The sequence below is a fragment of the Sanguibacter sp. 25GB23B1 genome (assembly GCF_040012415.1).
Taxonomy (GTDB): Bacteria; Actinomycetota; Actinomycetes; order Actinomycetales; family Cellulomonadaceae; genus Sanguibacter.
Map to the genome: position 1 here is coordinate 41,247 of NZ_JBDYKL010000003.1, position 16,152 is coordinate 57,398.

Below are 16,152 nucleotides of genomic sequence, written 5' to 3' on the forward strand. Positions count from 1 at the left end.
CGGTCGTGCCACGATGAGCCCATGACGGTCCATCTCGAACCCATGCCCGCCACGCGACTCTCCCTGTGGGTGGAGCGGACGTTCGAGGAGTACATCGAGGACCGCGTCCGCGCGGGCGACTCGCTCGACGAGGCGCACGCCATCGCGGAGCGCAACCACCACAAGCTCTTCCCCGCGGGCCACCCTGCCCCGGGCCACCTCATCTTCGACGTGCTGCACGACGACCTCCCGGTCGGTTTCCTGTGGATCGGTCCGCGCTCGGACGAGAACCCGACCGCCTGGTGGGTGTGGGACATCGAGATCGAGCTCGAGCACCGCGGCAAGGGCTGGGGCCGGCAGGTCATGGTGCTCGCCGAGCAGGCCGCCGCCGAGCACGGGGCGGCGTCGCTCGGGCTCAACGTGTTCGGCTTCAACACCGTCGCACGCCACCTCTACGAGTCGCTCGGCTACGAGACGACCTCGCTGCAGATGGCGAAACCCCTCACGCCGGTCGATCCAGCGTCCGCGTAGCCGGTCCTCTCGGACCCTGCCGGTCGGGGAGGATGGACGCATGACCGCCACCCTCGTCGCCCGCGGCCTCGCCGCGGCCCACGCCGACCGCACCCTCTTCTCCGGCCTCGACCTCGTCGTCGCTCCCGGGGACGTCGTCGGGCTCGTCGGGGCGAACGGCGCCGGGAAGTCCACGCTGCTCTCGTTGCTCGCCGGCGTGCACGCCCCCGAGGCGGGGGCCGTGACGCTCTCTCCGGCCGACGCCCTCGTCGGGTGGCTCCCGCAGGAGGTCGAGCGCGTGCCCGGCGAGACCATCGCGGAGCACCTTGCACGACGCACCGGCGTCGCGGCCGCGCAGGCCGAGTTCGACGAGACCGCCACGGCCCTCGGTGAGGGTCTCCCCGGGGCCGACGACGCCTACGCCGCCGCGTTCGACCGCTGGATGGCGATCGGTGCTGCCGACCTCGGTGAGCGCACCGGCGCCGTCCTCGCCGACCTCGGCCTGGACCTCGACGACGACCACCTCATGACGGGCCTCTCCGGCGGGCAGGCAGCCCGCGTCGGTCTCGCCGCCCTGCTCCTGTCCCGCTTCGACGTCCTCCTGCTCGACGAGCCGACGAACGACCTCGACCTCGACGGGCTCGCCCGCCTCGAGGCGTTCGTGTCGTCGCAGCGGACCGGCGTCGTCGTCGTGAGCCACGACCGCGAGTTCCTCGCCCGGTGCGTCACGCGGGTGGTCGAGCTCGACCTCGCGCAGCAGCAGGTCGCCGTCTACTCAGGCGGCTACGAGGCCTACCTCGAGGAGCGCGCGACAGCCCGCCGTCACGCCCGCGAGAACTATGACGAGTATGCCGACAAGAAGGCCGGCCTCGAAGGCCGCGCGCAGATGCAGCGCGGCTGGATGGCCAAGGGCGTCCGCAACGCCGTCCGCAAGGGCGACCCCGACAAGCACATCCGCGCCGCCCACCGCGAGGGCTCGGAGAAGCAGGCGGCGAAGGCCCGCCAGACCGAGCGCATGATCGAGCGGCTCGACGAGGTCGTCGAGCCCCGCAAGGAGTGGGAGCTGCGCTACGAGATCGCCGCCGCACCGCGCGGGTCGAGCGTCGTCGCGACGCTGAGGGAAGCGGTCGTGACGCTCGGGGCAGATGATGGCGCAGCCGTCGACGCCGGGTCTGGCGCCGGAGCGCACGGCGAGGCCGCCACGTCGTTCACGCTCGGCCCCGTCTCGCTCCAGGTCGACGCGGGCGACCGGATCGCCATCACGGGCGCGAACGGCTCCGGGAAGACGACCCTCCTCAGAGCGCTCCTCGGCCGGGTGCCGCTGACGAGCGGCACAGCCGATCGCGGCGCGAGCGTCGCGATCGGCGAGGTGGACCAGGCACGCAGCCAGCTCGGCGAAGGCACCGGGCCCGGTGGCGCGGGGGCGCCCGCTCCCCTGTTCGACGCGTTCGCGCGTCTCGTGCCCGAGTGGCCCGAGTCGGAGGTGCGGACGCTGCTCGCGAAGTTCGGGCTGCGCGCCGCGCACGTGCTGCGACCGGTCCGGTCGCTCTCGCCGGGTGAGCGCACCCGCGCCGCGCTGGCCCTCCTCCAGGCGCGCGGCGTCAACCTCCTCGTCCTCGACGAGCCGACCAACCACCTCGACCTCCCCGCGATCGAGCAGCTCGAGGAGGCGCTGGAGTCCTACACGGGGACGCTCCTGCTCGTCACCCACGACCGCCGGATGCTCGACGCGGTCCAGGTCAACCGCCGGTGGGCAGTCTCCGCCGGCCAGGTCACGGAGGCCTGAGCTCGACGGACGCGGAGCGGAGGCCTGAGCTCGACGGACGCGGAGCGGAGGCCGGACGCGGAGCGGAGGCCGGACGCGGAGCGGGAGACGGCGCAGCGTCTCTAGGCGCCGCCCGGGCTGACCATGCCGTTCTGGTACGCGTAGACCACGAGCTGGGCGCGGTCGCGGGATGCGGTCTTCATCATCGCCCGGTAGAGGTGCGTCTTCGTCGTCGCCGGACTGATGAAGAGCCTCTCCGAGATCTCGGCGTTCGACAGACCGGCGGCCACGAGCAGGGTGATCTCGCGCTCGCGGGCGGTGAGCTCGGCCATCCCTGGGGCGGACGCCTTGTGCTCGACGTGCGGCTGCGCGAGGAAGCGACCGATGAGCGACGTCGTCGCCGTGGGCGACAGCAGCGCCTCTCCCGCAGCGACCGTCCGGATCGCGGCAAGCAGGTCGGCCGGGTCGACGCCCTTGCCGAGGTACCCGCTCGCGCCGGCCCGCAGGGCGGAGACGACGAGGTCGTCGGTCTCGAAGGTCGTGAGGATGAGGATCTTCACGCCGGCGAGCGACTCGTCGGACGTGATGCGACGGGTGGCCTCGATACCGTCCATGTCGGGCATGCGGATGTCCATGAGGACCACGTCCGCCTGGTCGCTGCGGGCCCGGCTCACGGCCTGCGCCCCGGTCGTCGCCTCGCCGACGACCTCGATGTCGGGTGCCGAGTCGAGGAGCAGCTTGAAGGTGCCTCGCAGGAGCGCCTGGTCGTCGGCAAGCAGGACGCGGATGGTCATGAGATGGCTCCGGGGGTGTCTGGGGTGTCGGTGGGATCGTCGGGCGCGACAGGGAGCGACGCAGAGACGACGAAGCCGCCGCCGGACGGTCGCGCGGTGTCGAACGTGCCGCCTGCTGAGAGCGCTCGCTCGCGCATGCCGATGAGCCCGTGACCGGTGCCTGGACCGCGGTGCCCGGGGGGCGCGGTCGTCGACGCGGCGTTGGCGATGCGCACCCGCAGGGTGTCGTCCGACCAGGCCAGGGCGATGCGGACGGGGGCGTCCGGGGCGTGCTTCACGGCGTTCGTCAGGGCTTCCTGGACGATCCGGTAGGCGCCGAGGTCGGCCGCGGAGGACAGCGGTCGCGGGTCGCCGTCCGTCGTGACGGTGACGTCGGTGCCCGCGGAGCGGAAGCTCTCGACGAGGTCGGCCAGCCGCGCCGTCCCGGGCGCCGGGGCACGCGTCCCGTCGGCGAGCATCTCGCCCTGGGCGGTCGCCTCGCCGTCCTGACGCAGGAGGCCGACGGTGGCGCGCAGCTCGTCGAGCGCGCTGCGCGTGTGCCGCGTGATGTCCTGCAGCGCGACCGCCGCAGCGTCGGGGTCGGTGCGCAGGAGGTAGTCGGCCACGGCTGCCTGCGCGTTGACGAGCGTGAGGTTGTGCGCGAGGACGTCGTGCAGCTCGCGCGCGATGCGCAGCCGCTCGGCGGTGACCTCGCGTCGGGTCTCGTCCTGGCGGGTCCGTTGCTCGTAGTCCTTGCGGACCCGACGGGCCGCGACCGTCGCGCCGATGCCGGTGGCGATGAGGACGAGGTTGAACATGACGAGGTCGGTCGCGATGAGGTCGTGGGGCCGCGCGAAGAGGCTGACGACGAACAGCACGGTCGCGGCCCCGACGCCTGCGACCCAGCCGACGAAGCGCGGTGAGCGCGAGACGACCGTGTAGACGGCGGCCATGGTCGCGATGGGGACGGGCTGGTAGGCGCCCATGGCGATGGGTGTCTCGAGGTCGGGCAGGAAGAAGGGCACGAGAGCGAGGTGCAACGACTCGACGACCACGACGACCACGAGCACGCCGAGCGGCCACCGCGTGCGCAGGGTGAGCGGGAGCCAGGCGGCGACGGTGAAGACGAGGAGGGTGGGGCCGGGGAACTCCTCGTGCCCTTGACGGATGCTGACGGTGACGAGCATGAAGATCAGCCAGGCGGCGAGGAACGCCGCCTGGCCCCAGCGCGGCGGCAGGACGCCGGGCTGGGGCGAGGTGGCGGTGGACGCGTCTGGCCGAGGGGCGTGCGGACCCTGGGCCATCGTCGTCACTCCTTCGCGGGGTCGTCCGTGCGCGTGCGGGCGCTGGGCGTGACGTCGTGCGCCGCGCCGTCCTGGGGCCAACCGTCCCACGTGGTGCCTGCCGAGACGAGGACCTTCTCGCGGGAGGTGCGCGCGTCGCCGTCGGACGGGTCGCTGGTGGCCGTGGCGCTGGCGGCGGCCGGCTCGGTGGGCCCCTCGATGGACAGGTGCGGTGTGACGCGCTCGGCCCAGCGCGGGTAGGACCAGTTGTGGCGGCCGAGGAGCGTCATGATCGCGGGGACGAGCGTCATACGGACGACGAACGCGTCGACCACCACGGCGATGGCCATGCCCATGCCGATCCCCGCGACGATCCGTTGGCCGCTGAAGCCGAAGGATGCGAAGACGCAGAGCATGATGAGGGCAGCGGCCGCGATGACCTGGCCCGTCTCTGAGGCGCCCACCCGCACCGCGCGGGCGTTGTCCTTCGTGTGCGTCCACTCCTCGTGCATGCGGCTCACGAGGAACACCTGGTAGTCCATCGACAGGCCGAACATCACGCCGACGATGAGGATCGGCACGATGTACATGACAGGTGCGCCGGAGCCGACCCCGAGGAGCTCGCTTCCCCAGCCGAGCTGGAAGATCGCGGTGATGGCGCCGAGGCCGACGACGATGGTCGCGAGGTTGCTCAGGGCTCCGACGAGGGGCACGAGGACGCTGCGGAACGCGACGACGAGCAGCAGGAACCCGAGGACGGCGATGATGCCGAGGTAGAGCGGGAGCTTGCTCATGAGCGCCTCGGAGAGGTCGATGTTCGTCGCGGTCGTCCCGGCGACGTACACCTGGAGCTCGGTGCCTGCGGAGGCCTCCGGGATGACGTCGTCCCGGAGGGTGGTGACGAGGTCCTGCGTCTCCTCGGTCTGTGCGCTGGTCGTGGGGACCACGGTCGCGACGGAGAGCGTCTGGCCGGGCTGTGCCGGCGCGGGGGCCACGGCGGCGACGTTCTCGACGGTGGAGAGCGAGGCGGTGAGGTCGGCGAACGCCTCGGCCGAGGCGGCGTCGGGCGTCGTCGCGACGAGGAGGAGCGTGGCATCGAAGCCGTCGCCGTACGCGCTCGACATCATGTCGAAGTAGCTCTTCGTGTCGGAACCGTCTGGGTCGCTGCTCGCGTCGGCTGCCCCGACGCGCATAGCGGTCACCGGGAGCGCGAGGACGACGATCGCCACCAGGGCGAGGGCGGCGAGGCGGCGCGGTGCGCGCTCGACGAGGCCCGCCCAGCGGGCGGCGAGGCCGGGCTTGGCGAGGAGTGCGGCGCGGGCGGCCGCGGCGCCGGAGGGGTCCGCGAGGAGGGCGGCGCGCTGGCGGCGGGAGAGCACCTTGGTGCCGAGGAGGCCGAGCAGCGCCGGCAGGAGCGTCACGGCGGTGAGCACGGTGAAGACGACCGTGACGGCTGCCGCCTGCGCCATGCCGGTGAGGATGCCGAGGTTGACCACGAACATCGCGAGCAGCGCGACGACCACGGTGAGGCCGGCGAAGATCACGGCGCGGCCCGACGTGTTGAGGGCGGTGCTGATGGCGTCGGGGGCGGACGATCCGGCGAGGAGCGCCTTGCGGTACCGGTTGACGATGAAGAGGGCGTAGTCGATGCCGACGCCGAGGCCGATGAGCGCACCCATGGTGAGGGAGGTCGCGGCGAGGTCGACGGCGTGCGAGGCGAGCATGACGATCAGGAGCGACGTGCCGACGCCGACGAGGCCGGTGATGATCGGCAGCGCCGCGGCCCACACGGAGCGGAACACGAGGACGAGGATGACGAGGGCGGCGAGGATGCCGATCGCTTCGGTGCCGCCGGAGGCGCCGGGCTCGGGTGTGAAGGCGATGCCGCCGACCTCGACGTCGAGCGTCGAGGACTGCATCGTCCGCGCGAGGTCGGTGATCTGGTCGACGTCCGCGTCGGCCGCGACGGTGACGGTCGCGAACGCGGTGCTCGACGCGGCGGCGAGCTGCCGTGCGCCTGCCTCGGAGTACGGCGAGACGACGGCTTCGACCTGCGGGAGGGCGGCGATCTCGTCGAGGACGGCGGTGACGTCCGCCTGGACGGCCGGGTCGTCGACGGCGAGGCCATCGGTCTGCCAGACGATCGTGCCCGTCTCGGTCGAGCCGTCGACGGACGCACCGAGACCGGCATCGGCGAGGAGGCTGTAGGCGGTGGACGACTCGCTGTCAGGAAGCTCAGCAGAGTCGGTGAAGGCGGTCCCGGCGCTCAGGGCGGCGACGGCCAGCCCCACGAGCGCCACGATCCACGCGACGAGGACGACGGTGCGCCGTCGATAGCACCAGCGGGCGAGAGCAGACACGGGAGGAGACCTTTCGGAGCCGGATGGGAACTCGTCCAGCATCGGTCCGGGCACCCCTCCGGGTCGTCGGTCACCTGACGGCTCTTCGACTACGTCAGGAGTCGTAGTGGAGCGCCCAGCGCTGCACCGATCTCCTCGTCCGTCGACCTGTACAACGCATCGCGCCTCCGTCGTTCAGTGCGCCCTGCCGTAGGACGGAGTCGGAAGGGCGAGTGCCCTGGGAATCGACCGCGGAAGGCAGTAGTCGCCGCGAACCAGATCGTCGATCCCTGATCGCGATGCAAGATCGTCGCTCCGGATCCACTCGTGCACCTCAGCCCCTTCGCGCAGGTACTCGAAGCGCCCGTCCATCCGTCGCACCACGTCCGACCAGAGCAGGCGTCGCCGGAACCGCACCCTGCCGAACCAGCGGTGGAGGGTGGGAACGATCGCGAACAGCTGGACGGTGAACTCGACGGGCTCTGGACCGAGAGCCTCGTAGACCTCGAGGACGGCAGGGTGCCCTCTGCCCTCGGGATCGGACAGCTCGATGACCAGGCCCCGTCGGGTGAGCGCCACGTGGACGTTCATGACGGCGCCGTAGGACGAACGCATGAGCTGGGCCTCGCGGTGCATCCACGCACTGACGTGGTCGTCAGCCTCGCCGTCGCAAGGCGCATCGGAGTGGCTCGCCAACCGTTCTCCTTCGCCTGGTGTCATCCGGATGAGAAAGGCTAGCGCCTCCCGGGCGACGGCGGACCGTCTCGACCACTGATCAGTGCATCGCGACCGCGTGGCCGCTGACGGTCACGCGGGGGTCGTCCGGGGCGACGTCGATGCGGAGCTCGCTCGGGCGTCCCATGTCGGTGCCCTGCCGGACGACGATGGTCACCGGCTGGGTGACGTGCCCGATCGCGCGGAGGTAGCCGCCGAGCGCTGCGGCAGCGGCACCGGTCGCGGGGTCCTCGACGACGCCGCCGACGGGGAACGGGTCGCGGGCGTGGACGAGGTGGTCGTTCTCCATGAACACGAGCTGGAGCGTCGTCCAGCCCTCGGAGGTCATGAGGTTCTTGAGCGCGTCGAAGTCGTAGTGGAGGTCGGCGAGTCGCGCGCGCGTTGCCACCTGGAGGACGAGGTGGTCGTTGCCCGCGAAGGCGACGTGGGGCGGGAGCGGGCCGAGGTCGGCGGGCGACCAGCCGAGGGCGTCGAGGGCACGGCGCACCTGCTCCGTCGACGCGGGAGTGCTGTGCGTGGGGACGCTACGCAGCCGGGCGACGATCCCGTCTGCGTCCTCGCTCGTCTCGATCGTGATCTCGCCGGCCGCGGTGTCGAAGACGAGCGCCCCGCCCCGCCCGCGTTCGGCAAGGGCGACGGCCGTCGCGATGGTCGCGTGCCCGCAGAACGGCACCTCGGCGAGCGGGCTGAAGTAGCGCACGCGGTAGTGCCCGGGGGCACCGGCCGACGTCCCGACGACGAACGCCGTCTCGGAGTAGCCGACGTCCGCGGCGATCGCCTGCATCTCCGCATCGGTGAGGCGGGACGCGTCGAGGACGATGCCCGCGGGGTTCCCGCCGTCGGGCGTGGTGGTGAAGGCGGCGTAGCGGAGGATCTCGGTCATCGTGCGGACTCCCTGTTCGTCTCGGCACCGTGCAGGGCCGTCGCTGCGCACAACCTCCGACCCGGGCGGCTTGTTCCGCCTGTCGTTCTCAGCGGGACGACAGCGGCGGGAAGTAGCCGTCGAGGAACTCCTGAACGTTCGGGCACGGGCCGAGCTCGTCTCCAGCCATTCCCTCCCGGAACGACCGGGAGACGGTGACGAACAGGAGGTCCTGAGTGCTCGACGTCGCGGTCATGCCACCCCCAGCATCTCCAGGACGAGGCCGACTGCACCCTCCGGTCCGACGGGGCCGAGAGGGACCGGGTGACCGCTCTCAGGCCCGCTGTGCACAAGCTCACCGTTGTCCTCGAACACGAGCACCGACCGGGAGCCGGCAGAGATCTCGACGCGTATCGTCCGCCAGCCCTCGGTCGACGGGCTGACCGAGCAGTCGACGCCGCCCAACCTGCTGGCCAGGTCGGCGAGCGTCGTGAGGTACTCCTGATTCAGGAGGTGCGTCGCGTCTGCCCGCTCGTGTCGTCCCCCGCGGCTCGACGGGCTCATGTCCACAGCCACTCGACGTTCTGGCGCCCTGTGGGTTCGATCTCACTGGTGACATAGGCGAACAGCTCCGACGCTCCGTGGATTCCGATCGCGAACTCGCGCTCCCATCCCACCGTCTCGCGGTCCGGCAGATCAGCCATCCCGGAGATGACTCCTCTACTTTCTGCTGGCACGAACAGATCCGATCTCCATGAGGCACTCTCCCGACCGAAGTATTTCGCGACGCGTGTGACGACCTCCGCGTGGAAGACGAATCCCGCGGCGGTGTAGCTCGCTTCGACAGGCCATCCCTCTCGCCCGTCGGGTACCAGCTCACCTTCTCGCCGAGAGCCCCCGAGCCCGGTCCCATGGGGCGGCTCGAGATGATGGCCCTGGCGCACGTCCTGCCTCTGGAGCAGCACCGACGCCAGCTGGAGCGCGTCCGGGGCCGCGACCGCACCGAGCGAGACTGGAGCCCTCCGAGGCGATTCGATGTACACGAGCCGGTCGTCGTGCTCGAAGAAGAGCACGGACCGGGAGCGGGCAGAGATCTCGACGCGAATCGTCCTCCAGCCCTCGGTCGACGGGCTGACCGAGCAGTCGACGCCGCCCAGGCTGCCGGCCAGGTCGGCGAGCGTCGTGAGGTACTCCTGATTCAGGAGGTGACTGGGGCTCGCAACCCACTCCGGCGCTCGATGTTGTCCTCGCATGGCCCCTCCGGCTCACCTCGCCAGTGCTCCGGAGCGTGGCTGCCCGGCCGGCGGTCGCGCCAGCCTACGGCGTGGGGGTCGGAACGGTGTCACAAGTGTGTAGTGCCCTGTGCCTCCGCACCACGGCAGCGAGTGCGGGCTGTCCCGCGACGACCCCGCCGAGGGTGAGCGCGGTGCCGAGCGCCTGCTGCCAGCCGAACACCTCGCCGGCGACGACCACGCCGAGCAACGTCCCGACGACGGGGTTGATCAGCCCGATGATCGAGACCGACCCTGCGGTCATGCGCGTGAGGCCGTAGAACCAGCACGCGTACGCGAGGCCGGTGCCGACGACGGCGAGCCAGAGGAAGCCGATCACGGCGGTTCCGTCGACCGGTGGGGGCGCCCCCTCGACGACGAGCGCGACGGGCAGGAGCACGATCCCGCCGGCGACGAGCTGCCAGGAGACGAGGGTGAGCATGTCGACGGGCGGCGGCCACCGCCGGACGAGGACGAAGCCGAGGGCGGCGACGAGGACGGATCCGGCTGCGCCGAGGAGTCCGGGGAGGTCGACCTGTCCGACGGATCCGAGCACGAGGAGCGCGACGCCACCGAGACCGACGACGGCAGCGACGACCTGTGCGCGGCGAGGGCGTTCGCGGACGAGCGCCCAGGCGAGGCCCATGACTGCGAGGGGCGCGGTCGCCTGCATGGTCGACGCGAGCCCGCTGGGCAGGTGGTACGCGGCGACGAAGCTCAGCGGGAAGAACAGCCCGATCGTGCACAGGCCGAGCACGAAGGACCGCCACCACCACACGCCGCTGGGCAGTCGCCGACGCCACGCGAGCAGGAGGAGACCGACGGGCAGGGCTCGGACGAGCGCGGCGAAGAGCGGCCGGTCGGGCGGGAGCATCTCGGCGGTGACGATGTAGGTGGTCCCCCACACCATGGGAGCGATGGCGGTGATCGCCACCGTTCGGAGCGAGATTGTTTCCATGGAAGACAAACTATCTTCCATGTCAGATAGAGTCCAGTCCCATGACGACCGGACCTGACGCCCCCACCCCCGGCTCCCCCGACCATGTCGCGCGGATCATGGCGCAGTGGACGGCCGAGCGCCCCGATCTCGACACCTCGCCCCAGGGCGTCTTCGGCCGACTGAGCCGTCTCACCGACCGCATCGCCGAGGAGCTAGCCGCGGTCTACCGGGAGTTCGGGCTCGGTCGGGGCGAGTTCGACGTCCTCGCGACGCTGCGCCGCAGCGGCGAGCCGTTCGAGCTCACACCCGGGGAGCTCGCGGCGACCACCATGGTCACGAGCGGCGCCATCACCAAGCAGGTCGACCGCTGCGTCCAGCGCGGCCTCGTCGCCCGCCGGGTGAGCGACGACGACGCCCGCGGACGCGTCGTCTCCCTGACTTCCTCAGGCCGCGACCTCATCGACCGCGCGTTCACCGCCCACATCGCCAACGAGCACCGGCTCCTCGAGCCCCTCGACGAGGACGAGCACGCGACGCTCGCAGCCCTGCTCGAGAAGTGGGGCCGCGGGCTCGACGCGTGACGATTCCAGTACCGGTGGCGATTGCTCCGACTCGTTCATTCGGAACGCACGAAGATGCGGAGACGCCGAAATCGTCGAAGGACGTGAAGCGCGCTCCGTCCAGGGGCTTCGCGATCACCGCCGCTATCGACACTGCGACGCCCGGACTCGGCATCGACTCGCAGGAGCATCTCGACCTGGTGCCTGCGCACGGGCCAGAGATCGAGACAGGCGTGCCGCTCCGAGCAACGGTGGACTCCACTGAGCAGCCTGCGCCTAGGAGCAGACCGCGGTGTCGTGGTCATCGCCCGCCAGGCATGCAACAACGATACGACCGTCGCACCGAGGTCCTGGCGACCTCGGCCTGTACACGATGACGCTCGCTCTCCTGCTTTCCCCGGGTCTCCTGACGCGTGGCGGTGAAGTGCGGACGGTCCCAAGGAAGATCCCCGGGCCCGACGAGCAGCTCGTAGTACGTCCGCATCTGCTCGCCTCCGTCAGCGTAGTGGCGGGACCTGCCGCGCAGCCTCGTCTCGGGCAGCGGAGAGACGTGGATCTCCGCGAGGATGTCACGCAACGCGTCGTGCGTCCCCAGCCCGTCCTCGAGCGTCGAGAACGCCAACGACCCCGAGGACTCCACGAGGACGGAGCAGAACGGCAGGACTGTCGACACCGCGAGGTGGATCGTCTCGTCGCCTGTCCGGAGGACGTGCGTGCAGGCCACCTGACCCGGCTGGGGCGGCACTGTGACGACGTCGCCGAGCCGTTCGAGGCGAGGGATGAGGACGTCGAGCTGGCCCCGGGCGGCCGCGCGCTGGAAGATCTCCGCGCTCCCGGGTCTCGCCGGCCCCAGGGCCAGGTAGAGAAAGTGGTCCAGGACGGCGTCGTCGCCAGACTCTGCCATCGGCAGCGCCGGACGGGCTCCCTGCACTCGGGGCGGGACATGCCGCTGCCCGTCCTCGACGAGCAGCCACTCGTCAGCCTCGCCACCCTGCCCGGCAAGGACCGTCCTCGCCTCGGTGGCGCCGACAAAGGAACCGTCCTCGTCCTCGGACGACACGCTCACGAATCCCTCGACGTCCCAGAGGAGGTACTCGTCGGTGAAGAGGAGCTCGTAGTACGTGTCGCCGCGGCGCTCCCCATCGATGTCGTAGCCGACGAGACGCGAGCGAGCGCGGAGGACCTCCTCGGGCAGGACGGCGATGCCGTGATCCGCGAGCAACTCCCTCAACGTGCGGTCTGTAGCCGTGCTCCCGCGCAGATCCGAGAGGTAGCGCTTCTCGCCGCTCGTCACGAGCACCGCAGCAAGAGGGAGCATGGTCGAGACCATCAGCTCGACCGTGGCCTCCGCGAGCCTGACCTCGTACGTGCACGCCGTCCCGGTCCAGTCCGTCGTCACAGTGCACTCGCCGACGGCGGCGAGACCGGGTACCAGGAAGTCGAAGAGCGCGTCACGAACGGCCTCGTGCGGATCCTTCGCGCCGTGCTGCCTGGGCACGCTCAGGCTGCCGTGGAGGTACCAGTTGAGCAGGGGTTCGTCGCCTGCCGGCCTCATCCCCGCACCCGGCCCCCGCGCATCCAGCGCCACCCGCTTGTCGCTGTCCGCCATCAGCCTTCTCCCGTTCCCGTGCACGTCACTGTCGCTCGGCGCGACGCCGGGCGGCGCTTCTCGGCCTAGAAGACCTCCCGAAGGTACCGGGCCGGCGGAGCGCGACACCGTGCGAGGTCGCCGCCCGGAATCCGCGAAGGCCCCTCACCAAGCACCCTCAGCGTCAACCCACGCTTGACACAGCACATGCGTCAACCTACAGTTGACACATGACCGAACAGGAAGCACGCACCCTTCGCGACCACCTCGCCGCCGCCCTCGACGCAGCCGCGCCCGGCCTGGCCGAGCGCCTGGACACCGACCCGCAGGCACACCTGGACCTCGTGGCCGTCGCGCGCGACGCTCAGGTCGAGACGGACGTGCTGCTCCGCGCGACCGTCGACTCCGCGCGCAGCGCTGGCTGCACCTGGGACCAGATCGGCGGCGTCCTGGGCATGAGCCGCCAGGCCGCACAGCAGCGCTACGGGCGCCGCAGCGAAGACCTCACCGAGGAGATCGCCGCCGCGGGCCCGCACACGATGACGCTGGCCCCGCTGAGCGCGTTCAACGAGATGCGCGTCCTCGAGCGGGCGGGACGCCACGGCTGGCACTCGATCGGGTACGGCCCGCTCTTCCATGTCGTCGCGCACTCCGAGCACCAGTGGCAGCACCTGCGCACCACGATCCTCTCCGGCCCCCCGTCGGGCGACGGGTGGCAGAGGATCGGCACCGGGTGGGGCTGGTGGTCGTACTACGCCCGCCCGCGCAAGGACGCCGCCCTGCCGGGCCCGGACGACGTCCGCGAGCTGACCAGCGCCTAGCCCTGCCGGCGCAGCGCAGCGACCGCCCCGAGCACCGACGCGACGCACCAGAGCCCGAGGACGACGAGCGCTCGGCCGGGTACGTCGAACTGCTCGGGAGCGAGTCCGGCCCGGACGAGCTGCGCCATCGGCTCGATCGGCAGGTACTCGTGGATCGCTGCGAGCCACCCGGGCAGCCGGTCGGCCGGGTAGCTCACGGGCGAGAAGAGCATGACGGCGAAGATGAGCATCTGGGTCAGCAGCATGGCGACCGCCGGCGGGAGCAGGGTGGCCATCGCGTAGCCGACCGAGGCGGCCGTGACCGAGACGACGAGCGCTGCGCCCACGACCCACGGTGCGGGCGAGAGCGAGAGGTCGAACCGCAGGGCACCGGCGAGGACCCCGAGCACCATGCCCGGCAGGGCGAGCAGCGACCACACGAGCAGGTCGGCGCACAAGAATGCCGGCCGCGGGACGGGCAGCGTGCGCATCCAGTCGAAGCTGCCCTCGGTCTTGGACTGCGCGACGACCTGGGGTGTCATCACGAGACCCACCGTGATGAGCGTGACTGTCGGTGCTCCCGTCGCGAGGTAGAGCGCCACCTCCGGTGAGGGGTCGCCCACGAGGAGCCCGTACCCGATGACGGTCGCCACGGCCATGAGCACCTGGACGACGACGAGCAGCGGCAGCATCTGCGCCTGGCGTCGGAACTGCCACTGCGCGAGGAGGAGGGTCTGCGCCACGGCGGTCATGCCACGGCTCCGGCCTGGACCGCGGTCGCACCGGCGGGCGCGCCCGCATCGGCTGGACCGTCGACGCCCACGAGGCGCACGTACACGTCCTCGAGCGACGCCGGCGTCAGGGAGTACCGCTCCAGGCGCCCGGCGTCGACGTGCTCCTGCGCCCAGCGGACGACGTCGGCGGCCCCCTCCGGTCGGATCGTCGCGGTTCGGCGTTGGTCGGCGACGTGCGCGCCGGCACTCTCGGCATCCTTCACGACTGCGGGCCACTCGGGCGCCGGCGCCGAGGAGAGCTGGATCTCGATCGTCAGGTCACCGCGCATCGGCGCGGTCAGCGCGGCCGGGGTGCCCGCGGCGATGACTCGACCGTCGTCGAGCACCACGAGGTGGTCGACCACCCGTTCGGCCTCGCGCACGTTGTGGGTGACGAGCAGGACCGCCGAACCGTTGTCGGCGAGCGCTCGGATCTCGGTCCAGAGGAGGCGCCGGCGCACCGGGTCGACGTCGTTGGTCGGTTCGTCGAGGACCACGAGCCGGCCCGGTGCGACCGCCGTCATCGCGAAGGCCGTCAGCCGGGCGATCCCGCCCGAGACCTTCTGCGCCGGCGTGTCCGCCCACGGGCCGAGGTCGAGGGCGTCGAGCAGGAGCCTGGTCCGTCGCGCGGCCTCGGGGCGGTTCAGTCCACGGATGCGGCCGACCAGCTCGACCGCGAGGCGCGGTGTGAGTCCCGTGATCGGCACGTTGGCCTGCGCCTGGATCGAGACGAGCCGGCGCGCCAGGTGCGGTCGGGTGACCGCGTCGACGTCGTCGACATGGATGCTGCCGCGGTCGGGCCGCACGAGGCCGACCACCTGGTTCACGAGCGTGGTCTTGCCTGCGCCGTTGTGCCCGAGGAGGCCGGTGACCGACCCGGGCGCGACGTCGAACGAGATGTCGTCGTTGGCCTGGACCCCCGAACGGCCGCGGTAGCGCTTGCTCAAGCCCTCGATGCGGAGAGTACTGACGGATGACATGCGAGCCCCATTCCGGATACTAGTTGGTATATCCGAGAAGGTAGCAGATTCTCTCTTGCCGATATACCCACATGACTCTGAGATTCTCCCGCTCGGTACCAGTGAGTATCGGCACGCTAGGATCAAGCCATGGCAGGACACGACACACCCCGCGAGACCCCCGACGACGGCGACTCCGTCGCCTCCGCGACGCGCGCACTCGTCGATGCGACGAGCACCCTCTCCCGCCTTCTCAGCCGCCAGGTGTCGGCGGTCAGCGAGGAGGTCGGCGAGACGATCGCGGCCGGCCTGCGCGACGCCGCCCGGGGCCTTGCAGACGCCTCGGCGGGCGTCGACCACGCGGCGCACCGAGCGTCGAAGGCCTCGCGCCGGCGCACCGAGCGGGTCGACCGCACGCGCACCGAGCTGCTCGACGCCGCCGAGCACGTCTTCGCGACCCACGGCTTCGAGGGCGCCTCCGTCGGCGACGTCGCCGCAGCGGCAGGCTTCACCAAGGGCGCCGTGTACTCCCACTTCGGCTCGAAGAGCGGGCTGTTCCTCGCCCTCGCGCGCGAACGCGTGCTCTGCAGCGATGCGTCCGACGAGCCCGGCTCCGGCAAGGGTCGCGGTCTCGCGGACGCCATCGCGGGGAAGCTGGAGACCGCCGCCGATGATCCGTCGATGCTGCTCGCCATCGAGGTGCTCGCCTACGCCGTGCGGCACCCCGAGTCGCGACCCGAGCTTGCGGCACTCTTCTCGGCATCGATCGACACCCTCGCCCACCGGGTCCGCGACGACCGCATCGCCCACGAGCCGGCCGGGCCCACGCTCGCCGCCGAGACCGCGACCCAGGAGGACTACGACAATGCGCTCGCGGTGCTCGCCGTCGCCAACGTCACGGCGATGCTCTCGGCGATCTCGAGCTCATCGCACCTGTCGGCCGACGCCGGTGCGCGGGTGGTCGCGCGGCTGCTCGGCCCGCACCCTGGCTGATTGCGGCTTCGCCCCTCCCGTC

At 71.4% G+C, this 16,152-nt stretch carries 17 protein-coding genes; 5 read left to right on the plus strand and 12 right to left on the minus strand.

The features are described from left to right. Positions 1–21 precede the first annotated feature (21 nt). Positions 22–510 (plus strand): GNAT family N-acetyltransferase, encoded by a 489-nt coding sequence (locus ABKW26_RS02695; RefSeq protein WP_348590887.1) that lies wholly within the window; start codon positions 22–24, stop codon positions 508–510. A 40-nt stretch (positions 511–550) separates the two neighbouring features. Next, the gene (locus tag ABKW26_RS02700) at positions 551–2,275 is read left to right on the plus strand and encodes an ABC-F family ATP-binding cassette domain-containing protein (RefSeq protein WP_348590888.1); all 1,725 of its coding nucleotides are present in this window, start codon (positions 551–553) and stop codon (positions 2,273–2,275) included. Between the two features lie 101 nt (positions 2,276–2,376). On the opposite strand, the gene ABKW26_RS02705 is transcribed toward ABKW26_RS02700, so the two are convergent. The 9 genes from ABKW26_RS02705 to ABKW26_RS02745 form a co-directional block, all read right to left on the minus strand. Beyond that, positions 2,377–3,048: a response regulator transcription factor gene (locus ABKW26_RS02705; protein WP_348590889.1), complete on the minus strand. Its 672-nt coding sequence runs from the start codon at positions 3,046–3,048 to the stop codon at positions 2,377–2,379. Beyond that, positions 3,045–4,331 carry a sensor histidine kinase gene (locus tag ABKW26_RS02710; RefSeq protein WP_348590890.1) on the minus strand — a complete coding sequence of 429 codons (1,287 nt, stop codon included), beginning with the start codon at positions 4,329–4,331 and terminating at the stop codon, positions 3,045–3,047. The genes ABKW26_RS02705 and ABKW26_RS02710 overlap by 4 nt, the downstream gene beginning before the upstream one ends. A gap of 5 nt (positions 4,332–4,336) precedes the next feature. Then, on the minus strand, positions 4,337–6,670 hold the full coding sequence (locus ABKW26_RS02715; protein ID WP_348590891.1) for an MMPL family transporter: 2,334 nt from the start codon (positions 6,668–6,670) through the stop codon (positions 4,337–4,339). Positions 6,671–6,844: 174 nt separating this feature from the next. Beyond that, the gene (locus ABKW26_RS02720) at positions 6,845–7,345 is read right to left on the minus strand and encodes a hypothetical protein (protein ID WP_348590892.1); all 501 of its coding nucleotides are present in this window, start codon (positions 7,343–7,345) and stop codon (positions 6,845–6,847) included. Positions 7,346–7,424: 79 nt separating this feature from the next. After that, positions 7,425–8,267 carry a PhzF family phenazine biosynthesis isomerase gene (locus ABKW26_RS02725; RefSeq protein ID WP_348590893.1) on the minus strand — a complete coding sequence of 281 codons (843 nt, stop codon included), beginning with the start codon at positions 8,265–8,267 and terminating at the stop codon, positions 7,425–7,427. 88 nt (positions 8,268–8,355) lie between these two features. After that, positions 8,356–8,502, minus strand: coding sequence for a hypothetical protein (locus ABKW26_RS02730; RefSeq protein WP_348590894.1), 147 nt, complete (start codon positions 8,500–8,502; stop codon positions 8,356–8,358). Beyond that, complete coding sequence (locus ABKW26_RS02735) at positions 8,499–8,810, minus strand: hypothetical protein (protein ID WP_348590895.1); 312 nt, start codon at positions 8,808–8,810, stop codon at positions 8,499–8,501. Before ABKW26_RS02735 ends, ABKW26_RS02730 begins: the two co-directional genes overlap by 4 nt. Continuing rightward, positions 8,807–9,499: a hypothetical protein gene (locus tag ABKW26_RS02740; RefSeq protein ID WP_348590896.1), complete on the minus strand. Its 693-nt coding sequence runs from the start codon at positions 9,497–9,499 to the stop codon at positions 8,807–8,809. The genes ABKW26_RS02735 and ABKW26_RS02740 overlap by 4 nt, the downstream gene beginning before the upstream one ends. Before the next feature lie 64 nt (positions 9,500–9,563). Then, positions 9,564–10,475 (minus strand): EamA family transporter, encoded by a 912-nt coding sequence (locus ABKW26_RS02745; protein ID WP_348590897.1) that lies wholly within the window; start codon positions 10,473–10,475, stop codon positions 9,564–9,566. Positions 10,476–10,516: 41 nt separating this feature from the next. On the opposite strand from ABKW26_RS02745, the gene ABKW26_RS02750 reads away from it, so the two are divergent. Beyond that, a complete protein-coding gene (locus ABKW26_RS02750; RefSeq protein WP_348590898.1) occupies positions 10,517–11,038 on the plus strand; it encodes a MarR family transcriptional regulator in 522 nt (173 codons plus the stop codon). Between the two features lie 280 nt (positions 11,039–11,318). On the opposite strand, the gene ABKW26_RS02755 is transcribed toward ABKW26_RS02750, so the two are convergent. Then, the gene (locus ABKW26_RS02755) at positions 11,319–12,626 is read right to left on the minus strand and encodes a hypothetical protein (protein WP_348590899.1); all 1,308 of its coding nucleotides are present in this window, start codon (positions 12,624–12,626) and stop codon (positions 11,319–11,321) included. A 209-nt stretch (positions 12,627–12,835) separates the two neighbouring features. Between ABKW26_RS02755 and ABKW26_RS02760 the strand changes: the two genes are divergently transcribed. After that, positions 12,836–13,426 (plus strand): hypothetical protein, encoded by a 591-nt coding sequence (locus ABKW26_RS02760; RefSeq protein ID WP_348590900.1) that lies wholly within the window; start codon positions 12,836–12,838, stop codon positions 13,424–13,426. Here the strand turns inward: ABKW26_RS02760 and ABKW26_RS02765 are convergent. Next, positions 13,423–14,157: an ABC transporter permease gene (locus tag ABKW26_RS02765; RefSeq protein ID WP_348590901.1), complete on the minus strand. Its 735-nt coding sequence runs from the start codon at positions 14,155–14,157 to the stop codon at positions 13,423–13,425. The genes ABKW26_RS02760 and ABKW26_RS02765 overlap by 4 nt on opposite strands. After that, positions 14,154–15,158, minus strand: a complete 1,005-nt coding sequence (locus ABKW26_RS02770; RefSeq protein WP_348590902.1) for an ABC transporter ATP-binding protein — start codon at positions 15,156–15,158, stop codon at positions 14,154–14,156. The genes ABKW26_RS02765 and ABKW26_RS02770 overlap by 4 nt, the downstream gene beginning before the upstream one ends. 129 nt (positions 15,159–15,287) lie before the next feature. Here ABKW26_RS02770 and ABKW26_RS02775 point away from each other — a divergent pair, with 129 nt between their 5' ends. Next, complete coding sequence (locus ABKW26_RS02775; protein ID WP_348590903.1) at positions 15,288–16,130, plus strand: TetR/AcrR family transcriptional regulator; 843 nt, start codon at positions 15,288–15,290, stop codon at positions 16,128–16,130. Positions 16,131–16,152 lie beyond the last annotated feature (22 nt).